Raw genomic sequence first — 24171 nt, forward strand, 5'->3', positions numbered from 1 at the left:
ACAAGTCGATGCAGCGGAGATCACGTGAAAGTCACAGAGTTGACGCAGCGTCACCTTCGCCCAGTCGCCGCCCCGGCTCGAACTCCACGGGGAGCGTGCGCAATCCCCGCATGATGAGCCCGCCACGCCACCGCAAATCGGTGGGTTCTCCCGCAAGTCGCAGCTCCGGAAGGCGTCTCAGCAGCGTAGCGAGAGCGGCCTGCCCCTCCAGCCTGGCGAGCGGTGCTCCCAGGCAGTAGTGGACGCCGTGCCCGTATCCGAGGTGCTGATTGTCACTCCGTGCGAGGTCGAGACGGTCCGGGTCCTCGAACCGTTCCGGGTCCCGGTCGGCCGCGGCGAGCACGACGAGCACGGGGTCGCCCTCGGCGACCTCCTGTCCGCCGAGCGTCAGCGCCTCGGTGGCGTAGCGCCAGGTGGCCAGCTCCACCGGTCCGTCGTACCGCAGCAGTTCCTCGATGCCGGTGGCCAGCAGGCCGCTCTCCCCCGCGTCGAGCGAACGCTCAAGGAGTGCGCGCTGTTCGGGGTGGCGCAGCAGGGCGTACGTGCCGTTGCCGATGAGGTTGACCGTGGTCTCGAATCCGGCGAAGAGAAGGATGAAGGCCATCGCCGCGGCCTCATTCTCGGTGAGGTGCTCGCCGTGGTCACTGGCCCGGATCAGCCCCGAGATCAGATCGTCGCCGTCCCCCTCGTCCCCCAGGCCCTCCCGCTTCCGGTGGATCAGCTCCGCGAGATAGCCGCGCATCTTCTTGACCGACCGGGCGACCCCGCCACGCGGGCCGCCGCCATGGCGGATCATCATGCCCGCCCAGTCCCGGAAGTCGTCCTGGTCCTCGCGCGGGACCCCCAGCAGATCGCAGATGGCGTAGATGGGGAGCGGGAAGGCGAAGTCGTGGATGAGGTCCGCCTTCCCCTCCTCGATGAAGTCGTCGATGAGGCGATCCGTCAGCTCCTGCACGCGCGGCGCGAACTCCGCGACCCGGCGCGGGGTGAACGCCTTGGAGACGAGCCGGCGCAGCCGGGTGTGGTCCGGCGGGTCGATGTTCAGCAGATGTGTCATCAGCTCCGCCTTGCGCTCCCCAGGGATACCCGTCTTCCCCTTGGCGTGCGCCGGCCCGGCGTGGTGCGCCGGGTTCTTGGAGAGCCGGGAGTCGGCGAGGGCCTGCTTGGCGTCCGCGTACCGCGTCACGAGCCAGGCGTCGACCCCGCTGGGCAGCGTCGTCCGGTGTACGGGGCTGTGCTCGCGGAGCCATGCGTAGGCGGGGTACGGGTCGGTGGCGAACTCCCAGGTGAAGAGTTCGGGGGCGGGGGGCGGGGCGGGAGCGGGAGCCGCGCCGGTCTGCGCGGGCGCGTCGGCGGAGGCGGCGGAGGCGTGCGGGCAGACGGGGGCGTCGGCGGGCGCGGAGGCGCGGGGACGGGCGTCGGCGGGCGCGGGCTCGGAAGCGGAGGAAGGGGCGTCGGCTGGGGCGGGCGCGGAGGAAGGGGCTGGGGAAGGAGAAGAGGAAGGGGCGTCGGCGGGGGGCTCGGCGGGGCTGGCGTTCACCCCTCGACGTTATCCGGCGCGCCCGGACGGTTCCGTGCCAGCTCGGCGAGGATGTCCTCGGCCTCGTGGTGCCCGGCCTCGGCCGACTTGCGGAACCACTCCTCGGCCTCGGCCTCTTCCCCCTGGTCCCACAGCATGACCGCCAGCGCGGCGGCGGCGTAGTAGCTGCCCCGCGCGTGCCCCACCTCGAACCAGCGCCGCGCCTCCTCGGTATCACCCCGGTCACGCAGGTCGTTGGCGAGGTTGGTGGCCGCGCTGGTGCCGCCCGCTTCGGCAGCCGCCCGGTAGAGCGATTCGATCTCGGGGTCGTCGGGGTCCCGTTCCCGCAGGACCAGGGCGAGGTTGTTCGCCGCCCGGAAGTACACGGTCCCGCTGGTCGTGTGGGCCAGGGCCCTGCGGTACCAGTGCTCCGCCACCTCCAGTTCGTTCCACTCGTGGAACAGGCTGCCCAGGCTCCCCGCGGCCTCCTCGTGCCCCATCTCCACGGCCTTGACGTACCAGCGGCGCGCCTCGTGGTTGTCCCCGACCCCCGCCGACAGGTCGCCCAGCCGGTTCGCGGACGCACCGTCGCCCGCCTCCGCCGCCCGTGTCAGCCAGTGCAGCGAACGCTCGGCCAGGGCGGCGCCGAGCGTGCCCTGCGCCTCGACGTCGCCCGCCCGCGCCGCCATCTCCAGATAGGGAATCGCCGCCGCCCCGTCGCCCCGGGCCGCGAGCAGTTTCCCCACCGCACCGGCCGCCTCGGCACTGCCCGCGTCCGCCGCCCTGCGGAACCAGCGCTCCGCGGCCGGCTCGTCGCCGAACTCCCGGTCGATGCGGCCGAGTGTCATCAGGACGTCCGGGTCGCCGGCCGCCCTGCGCTCCAGCACCGCGTGGGCCCGCTCGTAGACAGCGGCCCGGAACCGGGCGACGCCCCGTACCGCTTCCAGCGCGAGCAGCCACATCCCCAGCGGCACGGGAGAGGTGAAGCCCGGAGCCTGGTCCTCCGCGTCCGCGACCAGGGAGCCGTACGCCCGCCAGGTGTTCTCGCCCCGGCCCGGTACGAGCATTCCGCTCACCCCGTGCTGGATGCCGGTCGCCCAGGCGAGGGCGTCCTCGAAGCTCTCCTGCTCGGCCCGGACGTCATCGGGCCCGTACATCCGGTGCGCCGCGCGCAGCACATCGAGCGCCAGCTCGCCCCGGGCCCCGCAGCGCGCCAGGTCGATCGCGGCGCGCACCAGCAGGTGCCCGCGCGGGTGGGCGCCGGCCCGGCGGCCGGCGCGACGCCACTGGTCCGCGAGCTCCGGGCCGATGGCCAGGTACTCGGTGACGCCGCGGTCGCCGCGCCCGTGGCGGGCGCCCGACAGCCGGTGGTCGGAGAGGTTCCCGTCGAGCCTCGCCAGTTCGGCCGGGCTCCACTCGCAGCTCAGCTCGACCGGTTCCACACCGATCAGCACCCGGGCGCTCGGGGCGGCGCCGAAGCGGTGGACGTCGTAGGCCTCGTCGCCCATCGTGGCGATCACCGGCGTGGTCTCCCGCACGAGGTCGGCCAGGACCGCCGCGGTGAGGCCCTTCTCGCCGAGGTGGCCCTCCAGGTCGTCGAGCCAGACGACGGTGTTCTCGGCGCCCCGGCGGCGCAGCACGGCGGGCAGGGCGCGCAGGTCCGTGCCGGGTGAGGGCGCGAAGATCCTCGTCCCGCCGGAGAGGTGGTTGAACAGCGCCGCCCAGGCCGTCCTGGTCTTTCCCGAGAGCGGTTCCCCGGTGACCAGCACCAGCCCGCCGGACCGGGCGGCGTTCCGGACCAGGGCGCCCAGTCCCGCGTCGCAGTCCCGTTCCGTGTAGGCGGGGAGGACCGGCTCGTCGGGGAGCTTGCGGGTACGTCGCACGCCGAGCGCGACCGGGTCGGCCCGGTCGAGCTGCGGCCAGTCGGCGACCGCGGGCAGTGCGTGGTGCGGGCCGGCTCCGTAGTAGTTGTTGTTCTGTATGCCGTTGCCCTGGACGGGGCCGGTGAACGTGCCGTCCCGGAAGTCGGAGCGGGGGTGGTCGGACGGTGCGTCATCGACCGTGAACTGAAGGTTCCGGATCGTGCCGGTCCGGATCACCGAGCCGTGGAGCGTGTCCCCCGGCGCGAAGCGCCGTACGACGTCCTCACGGACCGGCGCCGCGTCGTCCGGGGCCGCCGCGAAGTCGCGCAGAATCCTGGTCAGCGCGGCCAGGGCGGCGGGGTGCCTGCTGTCCAGGTCCTCGACTTCTCCGAACACCATGGACCAGGCCGTCGTGGCCGAGTCCGGGTCGTCGTCCAGCAGCACGACGTCCCTGATCTCGCCGAGCTGGGCCGCGAAGCCGGCCAGGAATCTCCCCGGCGCGCGAGCGGCCAGCTGGAACCGCTCCCAGTCCCCGCCCGCCATCACCCGGATCAACTCGTCGGCCAGCAGCTTCAGTTCCGCGTCGTCCACGCCCTGTCCCCCACACCTCGAACGGCCCTGGCACCACCGTACTAACGGGTGTTGCCCTCCGCCGCCAGGATCGCGTCGCGGTACGTGCGGGCGGCGGCGCGCAGGGCGGCCTCCGGGTCGATGCCGTCGCGTTCGGCCCGCACGGCGAGGGCCAGCAGCTCGTAGCCGATGGAGTCGCCGGCGGGCAGAGCGACTTCGAGCCCCGCGGTACGGGTGCGGCTGCCGAGTTTGGCCGCCAGGGCCAGACCGGGCTGGCCGAGCGGGACGCCGTCGGTGACCGAGTCGCGCTGCTTCTCGATCGCTTTGGTACGCAACCAGTGAGCGCGGACATCTTCGGGGGTCTCCGCGGTCTCGTCACCGAAGACGTGCGGATGGCGGTGGATCAGTTTCTCCACGAGACCGGCCGCGACATCGTCGATGGCGAACGGCTCCTCGGGGTCCTCCTCGGCGATCCGCGCGTGGAAGACGACCTGGAGCAGGACGTCCCCCAGCTCCTCGCGCAGCTCGTCGCGGTCGCCGTCCTCGATCGCCTCGACCAGTTCGTACGCCTCCTCGATGGCGTACTTGGCCAGGCCCCGGTGCGTCTTCTGCGAGGTCCAGGGGCACTCGCGCCTGATCCGGTCCATGACCTGGACCAGGTCCAGGAGCCGGGCGCCCGGCAGGTCGTACGAACCGGGCAGCAGCTCCAGGTCCGGCATCGCCACCCGGCCCGAACCGCCGAGGCGGGCCAGTCCGTCGGTGAGCGGCCGGTTGCCCTCGCCGCCCACCAGCACCACCACGCTCCGGCCGCCCGCGCAGTCGTCGACCAGCTCCCCGGCCGTCGGGTCGGCGTGCTCGACGGTGACGCCCGCCTCGCGCAGATACGGCAGCTGCGGGTGGGCCGGGTCGGCGCAGAGCACACGGTCGGCGGCGTGCAGCGTCTGCCAGGCGGGCCAGGACAGCAGCCCGGGTGCCACCCGGTGGCTGGCGGTGAGCAGGACGATGCGGCCGGGGTCGCCGGGGGCTTCAGCGTTCACCCCTCGAACCTACCCCGGCCCCCGGACGGCTCAGGCGCCCGCCTGGGCGTCCTTCGGATCGAACTCGGTGATCTGGGTGATCCAGGGTGCCTTGAATTCGCCGAGCTGAAGCTTCTGGTCGTCCCAGGTGCCGAAGCGCGGGTTGACGTCGATGTCCAGCGCCGTCGACGCCCTGGTGAGCGCCTCGCCCACCAGCTGCTGCCCGGCGGGGGTCCCGAGCTCGACGCCGAGCGCCGCGCCCAGCTTCATCAGCTGGGCCTCACGGCGCATGTCGCCCTCGATCTGGTCCGGGGCGACCCAGCGCTGCTGGAGCCTCATCGCCTTCAGCTGTGCCTCGCCGCCGGACTCCGCGGCGGCCGCCAGCCGCGTCTCCTGGATCTCCTTGCGGGTGACGGTCACCCCGGCGTCCTCGGCCGCGCGGTCCAGGATCCGGCCGAAGATCAGGCCGTGCAGCTTGGCCCGGCCCAGCTGGCCGGACTTGTCGACCAGCTGGGCCGCCTGCGGCGAACTCTCCTGGGCGCTGCGGACGTCCGCGGCCTGGGCCTGGACCGCCGACACCTCGATCCGTTCCCCGCCGACAACGGCCGCGGCGCCCGGATGGGCCTGGCTACCGCAGGCGGAGAGGAGCGGCGCCGCGACGAGCAGTGCGGCGGAGACGGCGAGCGCGGTGCGACGGCGGCGGTGCAAAGGAGCCTCCCGGGGAGAGTTTGTGCATCAGTGCACAAAGCCTTGCGGTGATCGATGTTAGGCAGTGGACGTGGTTCGGGCCACCGATTCGACCAACGATTCGGGAGGAGTTGGGGATGTGGGGCGGGCGAGGAGTCGGTACGGGCGTCGGTGACGTGTTCCGTACGGGTTCGTTCAGGGCACCCGCTCGACCGCCGGGTCCACCGGATCCGGCCGCAGCATGATCGTGCGGGAGACCAGGAAGGTGATCGGGATGGCGGCCGCGGCGGCGATCAGCGGGGCGTAACGGCTGCTGAGTCCGGCCAGGTCGACCAGGACGTACACGCCGCCGGTCGTGATGAGGAAGTTGGCGGCGTTGGTGAGCGGGAAGAGCAGGAACTTCCGCCAGGTGGGGCGGGTGCGGTACGTGAAGTGGGAGTTAAGGAAGAAGGACCCGGTCATCGAGAGCGCGAAGGCGAGAACGTGCGCGGCGATGTACGGCAGCCAGGTCAGCAGGGCCAGGTAGCAGGCGTAGTAGGTGCCGGTGTTCACGACGCCGACCAGGGCGAATCTGGCCAGCTGCCCGATGACCGGCCTCGACGGCGGGGCGTCGTTCACCGGAATCGACGGCGGGGCGTCATTCACCGGCGTACGAGTCCCCGGGCCGGGTGCGGCTCCTGTGGCGGGCGAGGTCCCTGTGACGCGGAGATGTTGGACGCCTTCACCAGGAAGTGCGGGCGGCGCTTCACCTCGTAGTAGATGCGCCCCACGTATTCACCGACGACCCCCACCATCACCATCTGCACTCCGGCGAGCGCGGTGACCACGACGAGGAGCGTGACATATCCGGGGGTGTCGACCCCTCTCACCAGGGCGACCCCGACGATCCAGGTGGCATAGGCGAGGGCGAGGGAGAGCAGCAGCAGGCCGAGGTAGAGGGCGGCGCGCAGGGGTTTGTTGTTGAAGGAGAGCAGACCGTCGAGACCGTAGTTGAGGAGCTTTCCGAAGGTCCAGGCGGAGCGGCCCTGTTCCCGCACGGCGTTCTCGTAACTGAACGTCGTCGTGCGGAATCCGACCCACGCGAACAGGCCCTTGGAGAAGCGGTTGTACTCGGTGAGTTCGAGAATGGCGTCGACGGTGCGTCTGGACAGCAGCCGGAAATCGCCGACGCCGTCGACGAGCTCCACATCCACGAGGCGGTTGATCAGCCAGTAATAGGCGCGCGCCCCGACCGTCCGGGTGACGCGGTCGCCCTTGCGGGTGCGGCGGGCGATCACCTGGTCGTTGCCGAGCGCGTGCTCCTCCAGCATGCGGCCGATCAGCTCCGGCGGGTGCTGGAGGTCGGCGTCCATGATGACGACGGCATCGCCCTCGGCGTGCTGGAGGCCGGCGAGCATGGCCGCCTCCTTGCCGAAGTTGCGGCTGAAGGAGAGATAGCGGGCCCGGGGGTCCACCGCGGCGAGCGTCTCCAGGATCGGCAGCGTTCCGTCCCGGCTTCCGTCGTCGACATAGACGAGCTGGAATTCATGGCCTAAGCGCGCAATTTCATCCGTGACACGCGCGTGGAAGCGTTCGAGGATTTCCTCCTCGTTGAAACACGGCACCACTATCGAGATCAGCACCCCAGCACATCACCGCGCCCAGGTGTCGGAACCCAATGCTCCGTATGACCAATGGGCGTCACTTCAGTGAACTGGCCCAATTCGGCGCGGGGTTACCCGTTCGACGCTGACATATTTCTTCGTATGCCGAACTCCCGCCCCCCTGCCGTGGCCTGCGCTCTTGCCGCGCTGGTCACTGTCGCCACCGTGTGCGCGGGCGACGCCGCGGCCCGCGGTTTCCCTTTCGGACCGCACACCCGCAGCGTCAATGACCTGGGCAATCAGTTCGTGCCGTTCCACACCCGGCTGTGGGACCTGCTGCACGGGCAGGCCGACGGCGGGGTGCTGCTCAACTGGCAGTCGGGGTTCGGGACGAGCTTCCCGCCGGACCTCGGCACGTATCTGACGAGCCCGTTCGCCCTGCTCGTCGGGGTCTTCCCGCGCGACCGCATCGACCTGGCCGTCTATGCGGTGACCGTACTGAAGATGGCATCCGCCGCCGCGGCGATGGCCTTCCTGCTGCTGACGCTGCGCGGCGGGCACCGGTGGGCGGCCGGGGTGCTCGGCGCCTCGTACGCGCTGTGCGGCTGGTCGGTCCTGGAGGCCACGTACAACCCGATGTGGCTGGACGGTCTCGTCGCCCTGCCGCTGCTGTGCCTGGCCGGGGAGTGGGCGCGGACGGGGCGGCACCGGGTGGCGGCGCCGCTGGTCGTGGCGGTGCTGTGGATCGCCAACTTCTATACGGCCTATATGGCGACGCTCGGGGCGGCACTGGTGCTGGTGGTGCGGCTGGTGACCGAGTCGGCCGACCGGGGGGCGGCGGGCCGGGGGCTGCTGCGGGCCGCCGGGACGGTGGCGCTCGGGATCGGGCTCGCCGCGCCCGTGCTGCTTCCCGTCTACCTCGGCACGAAACACGCCTACCCCGGCTGGACCCGGCCGTTCGCCCCCGCCGCCTGGCCCGATGTCCTGGCCCGGCTGCTTCCGGCCACGTACGGATTCTTCACCCCCGCGCTCTTCCTGGGCACCGGAACCCTGCTGCTGGCCTGCGCGCTCGCCTTCCAGAAGCCCGTGCCGCGCCGCGAGCGGTGGGCCTGGGCGGGGCTGGTGGCTGCCGTGGCCCTGTCCTTGCAGTGGGGGCCGACCCATCTGCTCTGGCACGCGTTCGCGACCCCCAACGGAAGCCCGTACCGGCAGACGTTCGTGCTGGCCGGAATCCTCGTGATCGCCGCCTGGATCTCCGTGTCGTACGACTGGCCGGGGTGGCGCGCCCTGCTCGGCGGGGGTGCGGTCCTGGTGGCGGTCGGCGCCGGGGCGGCCTCCAGCGGTCTCGTCACCCGGTGGACGTATCCGCTGTTCGCCGCCGGTCTGCTGGCGGCGGGGGCCGCGCTCGCGCTGGTACGGCGGGGAGCCGGGCGGAACGGGCCGGGGCGCGGACGCGGGTGGTACGCCGTTCCGGCCGTGCTTCTGCTGGTCGCGGCCCAGGCCGGACAGGCCGCCGCCACGACCGCGTACGCCGACCGGCAACGCCTCGCGCGGCTCGACGACTACGCGCCCTGGGGCGCACGGCAGAGCGCCCAGGCCGAGGCGGTGGACCGGGCCGACGGCTGGCCGCGCTACCGCACCGATCCGGGCCGCGAGCCGACCACCGCCAACGATCCGCTGGTGGTCGGCGGCCAGGGCGGCGCGTACTACAGCAGCCATACGCCGGATGTCCTGACCCGCACCGTGCGGGCCCTGGGCGGTGGCTGGACCTCACGCGGGCGCGCCGTCCAGAGCCTCGACAATCCGGTCACCGACGCCATCTTCTCGGTCGGGGCGCGCCTGCGTACGCCCCCCGATCCGCACCAGCCGTGGAACGCGCGGGACGACCGGCCCCCGACGGTGGCCCGGGCGCAGGTGCCGCCGCTGGTGACCGTACGCGGACCGGGGGCCGGGGCGCCGCCGGTGTACGGGCGCTCGCCGTTCCGGAATCAGGAGAAGCTGCTCGGCACCTCCGTCTACACGGTGCCGCCGACGACGTTGCGGGACGCGGCGGGGGCCCCGGCCCCGGAGGCGGGGACGTCGAAGACCGAGGCCCCGAAGGCAGGAGCACCGGGCCGGGGAGGACCGGGCCGGGGAGCTTCGGGCCGGGGGGCTTCGTCCTACCGGGTGGAGGGCGGGGCCGCCTACACCCTGACCGCCGCCTGTCCGGCCGGCCGTGAGGTGTATCTGTGGGCGCCGGATCTGTTCGGGCGGGCCCGGCTGGCGGCTGCGCGGGACAGCGGGGACAGGGGCGGCGCACGGGAAACGGAACGAGTGCGGCAGACCGAAGGGGTGCGGGAGGCCGAAGGGGTGCGGCTCCAGGGGCAGTTGCCCTTGAGGAGCGCGGCGATGGAACGTCTGGGCACGCCCGCGGGCGTGTCACGAGGAGCATCCGGAGGCGCGTCCGTGCAGGTCACGTTGGAGCCCGAGCGCGACGGAACCGTTCCGCACGCCGCCATCGGCTGTCTCGACACGGCCCGTCTGGCCTCGGCCGTGACCGCGCTGACGCGCACCGGGGCGACCTCCGTCCACGTCACCGGCGACGGGGTGCGGGCCGAACTGCCGCCCGGCACCTCCGGAACCGCCGTCCTGGCCGCGCCGCGCATCGCCGGGTGGAGCTGTGGCGGACGGCCCGCCGGCGCGTATCTGGGGCTGGTCGCCGTGCCCGTACCCGCCGGTGCCACCTCGGTCAGCTGTACGTTCCGCCCGCCGGGGCTGCGTGCGGGGGCGGCCGTCGGGACGGCCGCGCTGCTCGTCCTGCTGGCGACGGCGGCCGCCGGTCGGCTGACCGGCCGCCGCACGGCCCGGCCCCGCCGCCCCTGGGCCCGCCCCGCCGATCCGGTCCGGCGGAGCGAACCGGTCCGACCGGGCCATCCGGCCTGACCCACCCGATCCGGTCCACGCCGGTCCGATCCGGACACGCACCCCGCCGGTCCGGCTCAGCCGCCGCGTACGTCCTGCTGGTGCGTCAGCCGGCGGCGCAGCTCGACGGGCAGCGGGTGGTGCGGCCCGTACACGCGCTCGGCGTCGTACAGCAGGGCCTGTATCTGGGCCCGCCCCGCCGTGTGGTCGCCGACCGCGAGCAGCAGGTGTCCGATGCGGTGGCGGATGTCGAAGGCGCGGCCGGGGTCGGTGCCGACCGTGCCGTACCCGTTCTCGTAGTACGGGAGGACGCTGCGGTACTCGTGGAGCGCGGCTGCCGTCTCGCCCAGCTGCTCCAGGCACTGGGCCGCGTCGTAGCGGTACTGGAGTGTCTGCCCGTCGGCCGGTCCCGCCTCCGCCGTGCGGTCCTCGGCGAGGCGGCGCAGCACGGGCAAGGCGCGGCGGTACTGCCCGTCGTCCATCAGCGTCGCCGCGTACTGCTTGCGCAGGATCCGGACGACGGGTGAGTGCTCGCCGTGTTCGGCGGCGGCGGCCGGGAGGATGCCGCCGAGGATGTCCACCGCCTGCGTGATCCGGCCCTCACCGAGCAGCCGCTTCACCTCGTCGACGGCCCCCGCCACATCGGGCCGGGCCGCCGGTCCGGGCGCGGGTGCCGCGGGGCCGGGCGGCTGCGGTACGGGAGAGGCCGCCGGGGTCGCCGCCCGGTCCGGCCACGGGGCGTGCGGCCGGAGGAAGGGGCGGGTCGGATCGAGCGGTCCCGCCGGGGCGCCGCGGGCGGGCAGCAGCGGGGCGAGCGACTCGTACACCTCCTGGGCGGAGGCCGGCCGGGCCTGCGGGTCCTTGGCGAGCAGCCGCAGGACGAGCGCTTCGAGCTGCTCGGGGACCTCGGCCCTGAGGTGGCGTACCGGGAGCGGCGGCTCGTAGAGATGGCGGTGCAGGACGCCGAGTGCGGTGGAACCCGCGAACGGCACGTCCCCGCTGAGGAGTTCGTGCAGGAGCACCCCGAGGGCGTACAGATCGGTGTACGGGCCGACGGCGCCGCCCATCGCCTGTTCCGGGGCCATGTAGGCCGGGGAGCCGATCGGTGAACCGGTGTGGGTGAGACGGGTGGTGTCCGTGTCCAGGACGGAGGCGACACCCAGGTCGAGCACGGTGACGGTGCCCTCGGGCCTGACCATCACATTGCGGGGCTTGAGGTCGCGGTGGACGATCGGCACGGCGTGCACCGCGGACAGTACGGCGCAGAGCTGGGCGGCGACCGCGACGGCCCAGGGCCAGGGGTAGGGGTCGTGCTCGGCGAGATGGTCGGCCAGGTCGGCGCCTTCGACGTACTGCATGACGAGGTAGAGGTCGTCGTCGTCGCTGCCCGCGTCGTGGACGGTGACCAGACCGGGGTGGTCGACCTGGGCGGTGACCCGGCACTCGCGGACGAACCGGCGGCGCAGCTCGTCGGCGGCGTCGCCGCCGGGGGGTCCGGCGACCCGGTCGGGGCGCAGGAGCTTCACCGCGACCCGGCGGTCCAGGCGCTGGTCGTACGCCGTCCACACCTGGCCCATGCCGCCCTGGCCGAGGACGGTGGCCAGTTCGTACCGCCCGGCGATGACCCGTCCGCTCACCGGCCCTCGCCCTCCTTGCGGAGGTAGTCGCTCAGCTCGTCCAGCTCGGCACGGACCTGGTCGAGGCGCTGGGGTACGGCGGGCGGGGGGACGGCGGGCGGCGGTACGGCGGGAGCCGGGGCCGGGTGCTGCGTCGGGGCGTATCCGCCGTACGGGTGCGGTTGCTGGGCCCGGAGTTGGGGCTGGAGCTGGGGTGGGAAGTGCGGCTGATACCGGGGCGGGTGCGGGTGAGCGCCGTACGGTCCGTCCGGGCCGTAGTGGCGTATCTCCGCGTACAGGTAATAGGCGACCGCACCGACCATGACGCCGAACATCCAGGTCACTCCGATGAACGCCTCCGCGTCCGTGGTTCTGTCGGGGTCCTCCGGCATCGCCAGCATGAACGCGAAGAGCCCGGTGTTGAGCGCGAACACGAGCGCCAGCAGGGCCCAGTCACGTGCCCTGCGGGTGACGATCGCCAGCCTCAGCATCGCCCCCCAGGCCAGGAACCCGAGGCTCAGTACGGTCATCGCCACAAGAACCACGCGCACCGCGGTCAGCGTCGCCGAGGACGGGCGGCGCTTCGGTGGCTGCTCCGGCGGATAGCCGTAGCCGTGCATGTGCTGCTCCCGGAGGCGTATGTCGGACGTGTGCTGTGAGCGTATACACCGACACGGACGGACGGCCCCGGGTTGTGCGCGGGCTCTGTGGTTCACCTCACTTCGGAGCGACCGTGCCGTCCGTCAGCCCGTCGTACATCCCCTGTACGAGCAGCCCCCCGAGCCGCCCCGCCGCCCGCAGCGCGTCCTCGAACTCGGCGAGCGTACGGAACTGCTCCCCGTACCTCCGCTGTTCGGCGAGCGGCAGCCGGGGCAGCTGGAGGCGGCGGGCGTCGAGCCGGGTGGCCGTGGACGCATAGCTGCTGGCCTGCCGGTTGTTGGCGGTGCCGCGCAGGAATCCGGCGAGGAACCAGGGGTCGATCGCGGCCGGATCGGGGCGCAGCAGCTGGAGGTTGCGGCCGAGCGCGGCACCCGCGGTGGCCTCGTCGACGACGCGGGTGACGGACCCGCCGCCGAGGACGGGTACGACGACGTCGCCCGGTTCGAGGAGCACGGTGTCGTCGGCGCCTTCGGGGTACGCGGTCCCGGCGGCGGGCGTGCCGCCGGGTGCCGCTCCCGCCAGCACGTCGTGCTCCGTGAGGACGGGTCCCGTGCCGCCGCCGGAGCCTCCGGTGCGCAGGTGCAGGGCCCCGGCGCGGGCGAGTTCACCGACGGTGGTCAGCGGCCAGTGCGCCGGGTCGGAGAGGTCGGCGGGCGGCGGGGTGAGGCGGGCGGTCAGCCGCAGGGTGTCGGCCAGCCGCTCCCGTACGCCGATCAGCGCGGCAGCCCCGCCACCGGCGACGGGCCGCGGCAGATGCCGGGCGGGGGCGAGATCCACGTCGTCGTCGAGGAGTTCGATCACGGGGACGGCACGGCTGACGCCGGGTACGCCTGCCGGGGGGACCGCGCTGCCGGTGTGGCGCTGCCAGGCGTCGAGCACGGCGCCGCGCACCGCGGGCCAGTCGATCCGGTCGCGTCCGCCGCCCACCGGGGAGCCGGGGCCGTGCCCGGAGGCCGGTTCGGCGGGCTCGGCGGTGTCGATGAGGAGCAGTTCGGGGGCGGGGCGCCGACCGCTGCCCGGCTTGCGCAGGATCCAGAGGTGGAGCGGGATGCCGTACGGGGGCGCGGCCCCGGCGGGGAGCGCGACGACCGCGCGGAGCGCTCCCCGGCGCAGGAGGTCGGCGCGGATCCGGCGGCCGGAGCGGCGGGACGCGGCGGCCGGGGGCATCAGCAGGACGGCGGTACCGCCGTCCCTGAGGCGGGCGAGGGCGTGCTGGACCCAGGCGAGTTCGGACTCGGTGCGGGCGGGGAAGCCGTACTCCCAGCGCGGGTCGTAGGCCAGCTCGTCATGACCCCAGTTGCGCTCGTTGAAGGGCGGGTGGCAGAGCACGGCGTCGACGGCGAGCTGCGGGAAGGCGTCGGCGCGCAGGGTGTCGCCGGTGCGCACGGCGAGGGTCGTCGCATCGGGTCCGGCCCCCTCGCGGTGGAGTGCGAGCCGGAGTGCGGTGAGCGCGGCGAGGTCGGGGTCGGCCTCCTGTGCGTACAGGGCCGTGGGCCTGTCGGCCGCTCGGAGCAGGGCGCCTGTTCCGGCGGCGGGGTCGAGGAAGGTGCGGGCGGACTGCTTTCCGGCGGACCGGTCCGTGTCCTTCGCCGGTTCGGCCAGGGCTGCCATCAGCTCGGCGAGATCGGGCGGAGTGAGGGTGTACTGGCGCGGGTTGGCGTCGAGCTGACGGCCGAAGAGGAACTCGAATGCCTGCCGGGTGCCGGTTTCGGCGGCGAGCGCGGCGACGGAGCGCAGGAGCGGGACGGACGGCAGCAGTTCGGCGGCGTCCGGGGTGTGAACAACCCGTACCCCGGGGGCGGACGGTTCACCGGCGGCGGACGGTTCACCGGGGGCAGACGGTTGACCGGGGGCGGACGGTTGACCGGGGGCGGACGGTTCACCCGATCGGGACGGTGATCCGGTACCGGGCGGCGATCCGGTACCGGGCGGCGATCCGGCATCCGGTCCGAAGCGGGCGGTGAGGACGTCGTCCAGCGCGTGCGGCAGCACACCGGCCATGCGCGCGTCCGAGACGGCGGCGAGTTCCAGCCAGGCGGTGGGGCGGTCCCGGACGAGCAGCAGGCCGCAGCCGGCGTGGACCAGGGCGGCGACCGCACCTGCGGGATGTCCGGTCACCTGCTGCCAGACCCGCTCCCGAAGGGGCACCTCGGCGAGTTTTCCCTGGTCGCGCAGCCACTGTTCCACCTGGGGCAGGGCGAAGGACGGGCTGGTCTCGGTGCCGCCGACCGGCTTGGGGAAGTCGGCGTGACGGCGGCGCCAGTTGCTGACGGCGGCCCGCCCCACTCCTGCGAGCCGCGCGATCCCGGCCGCGGTCACCTCTGTCGAGTTCTCCGGCACTGACTGTCTCCCTGATCCGTCCGCGCTGTGTCGGCGAGCATACCGACCTGACCACCCGCCACCGATTCACAGCGTGACCCGACCCATTCAGCGTGAACCGTGTTGACTCGGTTCACAAGCTCTGTTGTGATGTGACCCGTTCCCGTACCTGCCGGACGGGGCGCGTCCGTTCACCGTTTCCCGTGTTCACCGACCGAAGGGCACAGCCATGTCCGAGTACCCGCGCCCACCGCAGCAGGTGTACGCCCCCGCCCATGCGCCGGGCGAGCGTCCGGGGCGCCGCGGGTTCGGCACGACGGCGTTCGTCCTCGGCATCACCGGCAGCCTCCTGGGGCTGATCCGGCCCCTCTTCTGGCTCGCGGGGGGCCTGGGCCTGCTCGCCCTCCTCCTCGGTCTGGCGGGCCGCCGCCGCATCGCCCGGGGCGAGGGCGCCGACCCCGGCATGACCAGTTTCGGAGCCCTGCTGGGCGTGGTCGCGCTGACACTCTCGCTCGTCGGCGCGGTGCTCGCGGTCAGGGCCGGGGGCGGCGGCACTCCGCCCGACGGCACGGCGACGCCCCCGGTGCTCAGTGCGGCCGGGAGCCCGGGGCGCGTGGCGGCGCCGACAGCAGTGGCCTGACCGGCGCCCGCACAGGCACCCGCGCAGACGCCCCGACCGGCGCCCGGTCCACCGCGCCGAGGCGACCGGCTCCCCCGCCACGCGCTCCGTTCAGCTCGCTCGCTCCGTCCGCCTCGCCCGCCTCGTCCGCCTCGCCCGCCTCGCCCGCCTCGCCCGCTTCGCTCGCCCCATCCACCTCACCCGCCCCGCGAGCCCCTTCACCCTTCGCTCCGCCCACCTCATCTCCCGGAGTCATTTCCCATGCGTCTTCTCGCCCGCACCGCCGTCAACACCCTCTGCGCCCTGTCCGTGCTCAGCCTCGCCGCCTGCGGCACGGGGGCGGCCGATTCGGCCGATCCGGCCGCTCCGAAGGCCACCGGTCCGTTCGCGGACCTGTCGGGTCCCGAGGTCACCAACAAGGCGCTGTCGACCACGAAGAAGGCGAAGTCCCTGCGGATATCCGTCGACATCCGGTCGACCGACGGCCCGGTCAAGGCCGACTTCGCCACGAGCCGCACCGGCGAGTGCATCGGGACCATGTCCATCGGCCCCGCGGGAACCATGGAGATCATCAAGACCGGTGACACCGTCTACACGAAGTTCGACGAGGCGATGCTGCGCGAGCAGTCGAAGGGGGAGCCCAAGGCCGATGTCGACGCCGCGGTGAAACTGCTCGCGGGCCGCTGGATGGAGTCGAAGGCGACCGACGCGGACACCAAGGACAGCATCGAGTTCTGCGACCTCGACGGAATCCTGAAGGGCTTCGAGGCGAACGACACGGCCGCCCGCAAGGCCGGCGAGGCCACGGTCGCGGGCAAGCCCGCGCTGCGGCTCACCGAGAAGGACGGCAAGGAGACCTACACGGTCCTGGTGGCCGCCGAGGGCGCCCCGTACCTGCTCCGGGTCACGTCAAAGGGTGGCGAGGAGCCGATGACGATGAACCTCTCCGCGTTCGACGAGCCGGTCGTGGCGAAGAAGCCCGCCGCCAAGGACATCGTCGACCTGGACCGGCCGGCCGGCTGACCGCCCCGTACGGGGGAAGGGCTTCGGCAGCGGGGAGTACCCACCCGCCGCCGAAGCCCCTTTCCTCAGACCTTGTGCCGTACCCACACGTTCGGCTCGACGTAGACCGCGTACCCGTGCGCGAGCGAACAGTGCACCGGTACGAGCGCCCCCGGCACCTCCACCGGACCGTCCGTATCGAACGGCAGCCCGGTCCACGCCCGCCACTGCGCGAGCGAACCGCTCACCGTCATCGACACCGGCGCCACCGCTTCGACGACCCCGCCCGCCCGCGCATGAACCCGCAGCCAGGGGTCGTACGGCAGCCCGTCCTCTTCCCTGGTCCGGCGCGCGTAGTCCTCCATCGGGACCGAAGCGGACAGGTGCTTGGCGCTCGGACGGACCGGGGCGACGACCTCCCCGAAGCCGAGCCGCCGGGCGTTGTCCCGCAGCGCCGCCACCATCCGGCCCGAGATCCCCTGCCCCTGGTGCCCCGTGGCCACGGTGATCTCAATGGCACTCACGGTGTCGGGCACGCGCCCGCGCCGCAGGTCGGAGAACGCCCACAGCAGCACCTGGTCCCAACCGCCGGCGGGCAGTTCACCGCGCCCGGGGCCGCCCAGTTCGAACGGAACGCTGTACGCACGGGCGACCACGGCACCGTCGGGGTCGGTGGCCACGAGCACGTACTCCGGGAACTCGACCGCGATGCGCGGGAAGTTCGCCCAGCCGACCAGGTCCTCCAGGACGAACTCGGGCCAGGTGTCGGGCATCGCGTTCATGGGGCCGGCGAGCTCGGGGCGCGCGGCGAGGGTGGTGATGATCAACTCCATATCGCCGACAGTAAGCGGTACACCTGCGGCACAACCACCCGTTTTCGGCGCCCCGGCAGTCCCGGGACCGGCTGTCGTCAGCCGCCGCACTGGGTGAGCATGGCCTGTTTGTCTGCGGTGGTGACCGGCAGTTCGTACTTCAGCGAGACCTGCGCGAACCGCACCGCGTACGAACAGCGGACCGGCTTGTACGGCGGCAGCCAGGAGGCGGGGCCCGAGTCGCGCTTGGCGTTGTTGGCGGGGCCGTCCACCGGGATGAGGTTGAGCGGATCGTTGGCGATCCGCTGCCTCTTCGCCTCGTCCCAGCGGGCGGCGCCCATCTGCCAGTCGTAGGACAGCGGCATCACATGGTCTATCTGCACCTTGGTGGCCTGCTGCTTGCGCCAGGCGATGGTCGACCCGGTGTACGGGTCCTTGAGGGTCATGGAGATGACCACGCAGTCGGAGCCCGAGCGGTGCTCTATGTCCTTGCCGTCGCGGGCGAGCAGGTCGTTGCGGGTGTCGCAGCCGTTGCGGGAGAGCGGAATGCCGTCGACCGAGTCCTTCCACGCATAGCCGAACTTGTCGCGCTCGTACCCGGTCCTGGGGCCGCGCCCCTTGGTGGCCACCTGCTCGATGACCTTGCGGGCGGCCGCCCGGTCCGCGTCGGTGGTGAGGGGTGCAAGACCCGGCTTCGTACCGTCGGGGTTGTCGAGCGGGCTGGCCCCGAAGCCGCCCGCCGACTGCCCGCTCCCACCCGAACCGCCGCCCGAACCGCCATCGGCCGCAAGGTCGTCGGGGTCGCACCCGGCCAGGGCCAGCACGGCCACCGCGCTCAGTACGGGCAACACCACTCGGTATGTACGGGGAGATATCACGCGTAGCCATCCTGACGGGGAGAAAGCCGAACCCGGGAATCCTATGGACCTCTTCCCCGCCGACGCGCACTCATGACGACGGTTCGGTCAGGATGCGTCCCGAATCACATCTCCCCCGTGCGCTCACACCTTCCCCGCGCGCTCACATCCCCAGCGTGCTCGCATCTCCCCGGCCGCTCGCATCTCCCTGCCGCCCCCCTCTCCCTGCCGCGCCCCTCTCCCCGCCCGCTCACACCTTGCCGATGCCCAGGGTGTTCTCGGCCGGGAGCAGCCCGCTGCCGAGCGTCGTCACCCACAGCGGCTCCAGCAGCGCGACGAGACGGACCCGCACCTCCCCACCGAGGGCCCTCCAGGGCTCGGCGGCCAGTTCGTCGGTACGCCGCTCGACTCGCGCCCGCAGCGCCCGGCCGGCCTCGGTGGCCGTCCCGTCCGGCTCCAACAGACCGCGGGCTTCGAGCCGCTGACGGGCCGCCGTCCACTCCCCCGCACTCCATCCCCGGCTCTCGAACGTCTCCGGGCTCGCCGCGCCCACGGCGGCGAAGGACACCAGGCACTCGACCGGGTCGAGACCCGCCTCCACCAGCGCCCGGAGGTGCCCGTCACCCCGGTGCTCGCGCAGGATCGTCGCGGCGTGCCAGAGCGCGAGATGCGGGGCGTCCGGCCAGGGCAGGGCCGCGTTGGCCGCCGCCAGCGGGCGCCCGTCCACCTCGGCGGACAGCGCGGCCCGCCGGGCCGACTCGGCCGCCGCCGCGAACTCCGGCCCGTCGAGCCGATCCCCGAACAGCGTCCGGTACGCACGGTCGACCGCCCGCAGCCGGGCCGCGAGCACCGCACCGGGCTCCGCGACGGACCAGACGGCGGGTACGAAGTCGCGCACCATGTCCGGGCTGTAGCTGTAGAAGGTTTCGGTGACCCTGTCCGCACCGGCCGCCCCGAGCGGTGCCGCACGCCAGGCGAAGTAGCTCGGCCAGCGGTCCTCGGTGCCGTATCCGAGGGCGGCGGCCTCCTCGAAGGCCTCCGGCGCGTAGTAGAGGACGGCGTGCAACGGTTCCAGCAGATGCCACATCTGACGTACGGGTCCCAGGTCCTCGGACATGTCCGCACCTTCCGTAGTTCTCGGCACCCGGCCACCGGCCAGGCATCCAGTCCCGCATCTAGTCAGTGACTAGATCAAGCGACACCCCCAGAGTGCGCCTCGCCGATGAACTTGTCAATGCCTAGATTCCGCGTACGGTGCTGGCATGAGCAGCGAACGCACCTATCACCACGGCGACCTGCGGCGCGCCATCCTGACCGCAGCCCTGGACGTCATCGCCACCGACGGCCCCGCCGCCCTGAGCCTGCGCGACCTGGCCCGCCGGGCGGGCGTCTCGCACGCCGCCCCGGCCCACCACTTCAAGGACCGCACCGGCCTGCTCACCGCGATCGCCACGGAGGGGTACGGCCTGTTCGCGGACGCCCTGGCCGCCGCGCCGGACCTCCAGGAGCGGGGTGTGCGGTACGTGCGGTTCGCGACGGAGCACCCCGCGCACTTCCAGGTGATGTTCCAGCCGGACCTCTACCGCACCGACGCCCCGGACCTGCTCGCGGCAAAGGCCCGCGCCACCGAGGCACTGACCGAAGGCATCGCCGGGCTCCCCTCGTCGGGCCGGGGCGAGGACCCCCGGCTCGCGGGCGTGGCCGCCTGGTCCCTGGCCCACGGCTTCGCGACGTTGCTGCTCAGCGGCAACCTGACCGGCCCGACGGGCAACCAGCACCCGGAGGAGGTCTTCCGCGCCCTGACGGAGCTGCTGTTCGTTCCCGCGTCGACCGTGGACGAATAGCCGCCCCGAGCACCCTCACCCGGATACGAACGGGCTCGGCGACCGTCGCCCCCGTCCGCCGGCGCGGCGGACGGGGGCGACGGCATCCGCCTCCGTTCCGGGCGCAGTCATCCGATCCCGATCTCGTAGCGCAACTGCCCGCGTCGCGGCACCATGACCATCACATCGACCTGAATCGCCCGGTCGCCGTCGTCCAGGGTGAGTCGCGTCAGCTCCAGCACGGGCTGCCCCGCTTCCAGCGCGAGGCCGGCCCGCTCGCTCCCGGTCGGCATACGGGCGGTCACGTCCTCCCGGGCCCGCACGCCGACGTGCCCCAGCTCGGCGAGGAGACGGACGGCACCGCCCCGGATCCTGCTCACCCCGGCCAGACCCGTCCCCCTGGCGATCTCCAAGGGGTAGTACGTATCCGTCAACTCACAGGGCTCGCCGTCGAGGTACATGACCCGGCGGCGCGCGATGACGCGTTGCCCGTGAGCGATCCCGAAGAGATCCGCCACGGGCTCCGGTGCGACCACCTCCCCCGCCTCGACAACGCGCTGGCTGCCACGGCGCCCCGCGGCCGCCGCCTCGGCACCCCAGGCGTCACCACCGCCTGCGCCGGACGGGTCCAGATACCGCGCCGAGGTGCTCACTCGCCCACTGTCACCCATGTTCCCTCCCCCGCGGCCGGCCCTACGACCCCAGGATCGTCGTCAGGAACTCCCCGGTCCACGAGAGCAGTTCGCGGCCCACCACCGGCTTGCCGCCGATCCTGCCCGCCGTGGGGCGGGGGACCAGGATCTGGTGGGCGGCCGGTTTGATGACCGTCTTCGGGTGGAGCCGCTTCAGGCGCAGCTCCTGCGACTCGCGCAGTTCCACCGGGGCGAAGCGGATGTTCGAGCCCTGGAGGACGATCTCGCCGACTCCGCAGGCGCGGGCCAGCATGCGCAGGCCGGCGACCAGGAGGAGGTTCTCGACCGGTTCGGGGAGCTTGCCGTAGCGGTCGGTGAGTTCCTCGCGGACCGCCCTGATGTCTTCCTCCGTGTTGGCGGAGGCGATGGCGCGGTACGCCTGGAGGCGCAGCCGCTCGCCGGGGGCGTAGTCGTGCGGGACGTGGGCGTCGACCGGGAGCTCGATCTTGACCTCCAGCGGCGGCTCCTCCTGCTCGCCGCCCTCCATCTGGGCCCGGTAGTCGGCGACCGCCTCGCCGACCATGCGGACGTACAGGTCGAAGCCGACGCCCGCGATGTGGCCGGACTGTTCGCCGCCCAGGAGGTTGCCCGCGCCGCGGATTTCGAGGTCCTTCATCGCCACGTACATGCCCGCGCCCATCTCGGTGTGCTGGGCGATCGTGGCGAGTCGCTCGTGGGCCGTTTCGGTGAGGGGCTTCTCCGGGGGGTACAGGAAGTAGGCGTAGCCGCGGTCGCGGCCCCGGCCCACCCGGCCGCGCAGCTGGTGGAGCTGGGAGAGGCCGAAGTTGTCGCCGCGCTCCACGATCAGGGTGTTGGCGTTGGAGATGTCGATGCCCGACTCGACGATCGTCGTGGAGACCAGGACGTCGAACTTCTTCTCCCAGAAGTCCACCACCACCTGCTCCAGGGCCTGTTCCGACATCTGGCCGTGCGCCGTGGCGATCCGGGCCTCGGGAACGATCTCGCGGAGCCTGGCGGCCGCCCGGTCGATGGACTCGACGCGGTTGTGGATGTAGAAGACCTGGCCCTCGCGCAGCAGTTCGCGCCGGATGGCGGCGCCGATCTGCTTCTCCTCGTACGGGCCGACGAAGGTCAGCACCGGGTGCCGCTCCTCCGGCGGGGTGGTGATCGTGGACATCTCGCGGATGCCCGTCACGGCCATTTCGAGCGTACGGGGGATGGGGGTCGCGGACATCGTCAGCACGTCGACGTTGGCGCGGAGCTTCTTCAGCTGCTCCTTGTGCTCGACGCCGAAGCGCTGCTCCTCGTCGACGATGACCAGCCCGAGGTCCTTGAACTTCGTGTCGGCGGAGAACAGCCGGTGCGTCCCGATGACGAGGTCGACGGCTCCGTCCTTCAGCCCCTCCAGGGTCGCCCTCGACTCGGTCTCCGACTGGAACCGGCTCAACGCCCGTACATTGACCGGGAACTGGGAGTAGCGCTCGGTGAAGGTGCCGTAGTGCTGCTGGACGAGGAGCGTGGTGGGCACGAGGACGGCCACCTGCTTGCCGTCCTGGACCGCCTTGAAGGCCGCCCGGACCGCGATCTCCGTCTTGCCGTAACCCACGTCGCCGCAGATCAGACGGTCCATCGGAACCGTCTTCTCCATGTCCTCCTTGACCTCGGCGATCGTGGACAGCTGGTCGGGCGTCTCCGCGTACGGGAAGGCGTCCTCCAGCTCGCGCTGCCAGGGGGTGTCCGCGCCGAACGCGTGGCCGGGGGCCGCCATCCGGGCCGAGTACAGCTTGATCAGGTCGGCGGCGATCTCCTTCACCGCCTTCTTGGCGCGCTGCTTGGTCTTGGTCCAGTCGGCGCCGCCGAGCCGGTGCAGGGTGGGCGCCTCGCCGCCGACGTACTTGGTGACCTGCTCCAGCTGGTCCGTCGGGATGTAGAGGCGGTCCCCCGGCTGCCCGCGCTTGGCGGGGGCGTACTCGACCAGGAGGTATTCGCGGGTGGCGCCCTGGACGGTGCGCTGCACCATCTCCACGTACCGGCCGACGCCGTGCTGCTCGTGGACGATGTAGTCGCCCGCCTCCAGCGTCAGCGGGTCGATGGTCTTCCTGCGGCGGGCCGGCATCCGGCCCAGGTCCTTGGTGGCGGTGCGCTGGCCGGTCAGGTCCGTCTCGGTCAGCACGGCGAGCCGGAGCGCCGGGTCCACGAAGCCGTGGTCGATGGCCCCGCAGGAGACATGGACGACCGAGGGAGAGATCTCCGCCAGGTCCGGGTCCAGACGGGCCGGGATGCCCTCGCCGCCCAGCACCTCGACGGTACGGCTGGCGAGGCCCTGGCCCTCGGTGACGTACACCGTCCTCCAGCCGTCGGCCAGCCAGCCCTTGGTGTCGGCCAGCGCCCGCGCGGTGTCGCCGCGGTACGACTCCGGGGCGTGCATCCCGAGCTTGAGGGTGTCCTCGTCCAGCTCGTCGTCGGCCGCGAACGGGGAGAGGGACCACCACATCATCGAGAGCTCGCGGGCCCGGTCCCGGACGTCCGCGATGCCCCACAGCGAGGCCGCGCCCACGTCGATCGGGGCCTCGCCGCCGCCCGCCGTCGCCGCCCACGACGCCTGGAGGAACTCCTGGCTGGTGGCGACCAGGTCGGCGGCCCGGGTACGGACCCGCTCCGGGTCGCAGACCAGCGCCATGGAGTCCTTCGGCAGGACGTCGAGCAGCAGCTCCATGTCGTCCACCAGCACCGGGGCGAGGGACTCCATGCCCTCGACGGCGATCCCCTCGGCGATCTTCCCCAGCAGTTCGCCCAGCTCGGGGTGGGCCTCGGCGAGGACCGCGGCCCGCTCCCGCACCTCGTCGGTGAGCAGCAGCTCCCGGCAGGGCGCCGCCCACAGGCCGTGTTCGGCGACCTCCAGCGAACGCTGGTCGGCGATCTTGAAGTAACGGATCTCCTCGACGTCGTCGCCCCAGAACTCCACCCGGAGGGGGTGCTCCTCGGTCGGCGGGAAAACGTCCAGAATTCCCCCTCGTACGGCGAACTCACCACGCTTCTCGACCAGTTCGACCCGGGAGTACGCGGCTGCCGCGAGGGCCTCGACGATCTCGCCCAGATCGGCGTTCTGCCCGCTGGTCAGTGACACCGGCTCCAGGTCGCCGAGCCCCTTGACCTGCGGTTGCAGTACGGAACGGACCGGGGCGACGACCACGCTGACGGGCCCCGTCTCCGGGTCGTCCGCCCGCGGGTGGGCGAGGCGGCGCAGCACGGCGAGGCGGCGGCCCACGGTGTCCGAGCGCGGCGAGAGCCGCTCGTGGGGCAGGGTCTCCCAGGACGGGAACTCCGCGACGGTGTCCGGCGGCAGCAGGGTGCGCAGCGCGGCCGCCAGGTCCTCGGCCTCGCGGCCGGTCGCGGTGACGGCCAGCACGGTCCGGCCGGTCTGCCGGGCCAGGGCCGCCACGGCGAAGGGGCGGGAGGCGGGCGGCCCCACCAGGTCGACATGCATACGGTGGCCGTCCGCGGCGGCCTTCACCGCTTCGGCGAGAGCCGGGTCACGTACGACGACATCCAGCAGACCGTGCAGGCTCATGAAGGGCTTCCGTCCGGGGTAATGAGGGTTCGCTGACAGCCGGCTGCTGCCAGGGGCAACGCGAAGGGCCCGACACGCGTCCTGGGGCGCCCGCCGGATCA

At 72.7% G+C, this 24171-nt stretch carries 18 protein-coding genes; 4 read left to right on the forward strand and 14 right to left on the reverse strand.

The window, feature by feature from the left end; translation table 11 throughout:
- Positions 1–31: 31 nt before the first annotated feature.
- The 6 genes from OG251_RS15480 to OG251_RS15505 form a co-directional block, all read right to left on the reverse strand.
- The gene (locus OG251_RS15480) at positions 32–1540 is read right to left on the reverse strand and encodes a cytochrome P450 family protein (protein WP_326677729.1); all 1509 of its coding nucleotides are present in this window, start codon (positions 1538–1540) and stop codon (positions 32–34) included.
- Positions 1537–3972 carry a tetratricopeptide repeat protein gene (locus OG251_RS15485; RefSeq protein ID WP_326677730.1) on the reverse strand — a complete coding sequence of 812 codons (2436 nt, stop codon included), beginning with the start codon at positions 3970–3972 and terminating at the stop codon, positions 1537–1539. The genes OG251_RS15480 and OG251_RS15485 overlap by 4 nt, the downstream gene beginning before the upstream one ends.
- Before the next feature lie 41 nt (positions 3973–4013).
- Positions 4014–4988: a nucleoside triphosphate pyrophosphohydrolase gene (locus tag OG251_RS15490; RefSeq protein WP_326677731.1), complete on the reverse strand. Its 975-nt coding sequence runs from the start codon at positions 4986–4988 to the stop codon at positions 4014–4016.
- Positions 4989–5018: 30 nt separating this feature from the next.
- On the reverse strand, positions 5019–5675 hold the full coding sequence (locus OG251_RS15495; protein WP_326677732.1) for a SurA N-terminal domain-containing protein: 657 nt from the start codon (positions 5673–5675) through the stop codon (positions 5019–5021).
- A gap of 174 nt (positions 5676–5849) precedes the next feature.
- A complete protein-coding gene (locus OG251_RS15500) occupies positions 5850–6233 on the reverse strand; it encodes a GtrA family protein (RefSeq protein WP_326681275.1) in 384 nt (127 codons plus the stop codon).
- Between the two features lie 62 nt (positions 6234–6295).
- Positions 6296–7276: a glycosyltransferase family 2 protein gene (locus OG251_RS15505; RefSeq protein WP_326677733.1), complete on the reverse strand. Its 981-nt coding sequence runs from the start codon at positions 7274–7276 to the stop codon at positions 6296–6298.
- Between the two features lie 123 nt (positions 7277–7399).
- Between OG251_RS15505 and OG251_RS15510 the strand changes: the two genes are divergently transcribed.
- Complete coding sequence (locus OG251_RS15510; protein ID WP_326677734.1) at positions 7400–10159, forward strand: YfhO family protein; 2760 nt, start codon at positions 7400–7402, stop codon at positions 10157–10159.
- Positions 10160–10215: 56 nt separating this feature from the next.
- Here OG251_RS15510 and OG251_RS15515 read toward each other — a convergent pair whose 3' ends face one another.
- From OG251_RS15515 to OG251_RS15525, 3 genes are all read right to left on the reverse strand, one after another.
- Positions 10216–11775, reverse strand: a complete 1560-nt coding sequence (locus OG251_RS15515; protein WP_326677735.1) for a serine/threonine-protein kinase — start codon at positions 11773–11775, stop codon at positions 10216–10218.
- Positions 11772–12374, reverse strand: a complete 603-nt coding sequence (locus tag OG251_RS15520; protein WP_326677736.1) for a hypothetical protein — start codon at positions 12372–12374, stop codon at positions 11772–11774. Before OG251_RS15520 ends, OG251_RS15515 begins: the two co-directional genes overlap by 4 nt.
- Positions 12375–12471: 97 nt before the next feature.
- Entirely contained in the window at positions 12472–14754 is a 2283-nt protein-coding gene (locus OG251_RS15525; RefSeq protein WP_326677737.1) for an N-6 DNA methylase, read from the reverse strand.
- A gap of 208 nt (positions 14755–14962) precedes the next feature.
- Between OG251_RS15525 and OG251_RS15530 the strand changes: the two genes are divergently transcribed.
- Both OG251_RS15530 and OG251_RS15535 read left to right on the forward strand, forming a co-directional pair.
- Positions 14963–15373: a hypothetical protein gene (locus tag OG251_RS15530; RefSeq protein ID WP_326677738.1), complete on the forward strand. Its 411-nt coding sequence runs from the start codon at positions 14963–14965 to the stop codon at positions 15371–15373.
- Between the two features lie 240 nt (positions 15374–15613).
- Entirely contained in the window at positions 15614–16375 is a 762-nt protein-coding gene (locus tag OG251_RS15535) for a hypothetical protein (protein ID WP_326677739.1), read from the forward strand.
- A gap of 65 nt (positions 16376–16440) precedes the next feature.
- On the opposite strand, the gene OG251_RS15540 is transcribed toward OG251_RS15535, so the two are convergent.
- The 3 genes from OG251_RS15540 to OG251_RS15550 form a co-directional block, all read right to left on the reverse strand.
- The gene (locus OG251_RS15540) at positions 16441–17187 is read right to left on the reverse strand and encodes an N-acetyltransferase (protein ID WP_326677740.1); all 747 of its coding nucleotides are present in this window, start codon (positions 17185–17187) and stop codon (positions 16441–16443) included.
- A 77-nt stretch (positions 17188–17264) separates the two neighbouring features.
- Entirely contained in the window at positions 17265–18044 is a 780-nt protein-coding gene (locus OG251_RS15545; RefSeq protein ID WP_326677741.1) for an HNH endonuclease family protein, read from the reverse strand.
- 229 nt (positions 18045–18273) lie between these two features.
- The gene (locus tag OG251_RS15550; protein WP_326677742.1) at positions 18274–19140 is read right to left on the reverse strand and encodes an SCO6745 family protein; all 867 of its coding nucleotides are present in this window, start codon (positions 19138–19140) and stop codon (positions 18274–18276) included.
- 145 nt (positions 19141–19285) lie between these two features.
- On the opposite strand from OG251_RS15550, the gene OG251_RS15555 reads away from it, so the two are divergent.
- Positions 19286–19867 carry a TetR/AcrR family transcriptional regulator gene (locus tag OG251_RS15555; protein ID WP_326677743.1) on the forward strand — a complete coding sequence of 194 codons (582 nt, stop codon included), beginning with the start codon at positions 19286–19288 and terminating at the stop codon, positions 19865–19867.
- A 107-nt stretch (positions 19868–19974) separates the two neighbouring features.
- Here OG251_RS15555 and OG251_RS15560 read toward each other — a convergent pair whose 3' ends face one another.
- Together OG251_RS15560 and mfd are read right to left on the reverse strand one after the other, a co-directional pair.
- Positions 19975–20517, reverse strand: coding sequence for a GntR family transcriptional regulator (locus OG251_RS15560; protein ID WP_326677744.1), 543 nt, complete (start codon positions 20515–20517; stop codon positions 19975–19977).
- Between the two features lie 22 nt (positions 20518–20539).
- Positions 20540–24070: a transcription-repair coupling factor gene (mfd, locus tag OG251_RS15565; RefSeq protein WP_326677745.1), complete on the reverse strand. Its 3531-nt coding sequence runs from the start codon at positions 24068–24070 to the stop codon at positions 20540–20542.
- Positions 24071–24171: the final 101 nt, after the last annotated feature.

It is taken from the genome of Streptomyces sp. NBC_01237 (assembly GCF_035917275.1).
GTDB lineage: Bacteria > Actinomycetota > Actinomycetes > Streptomycetales > Streptomycetaceae > Streptomyces.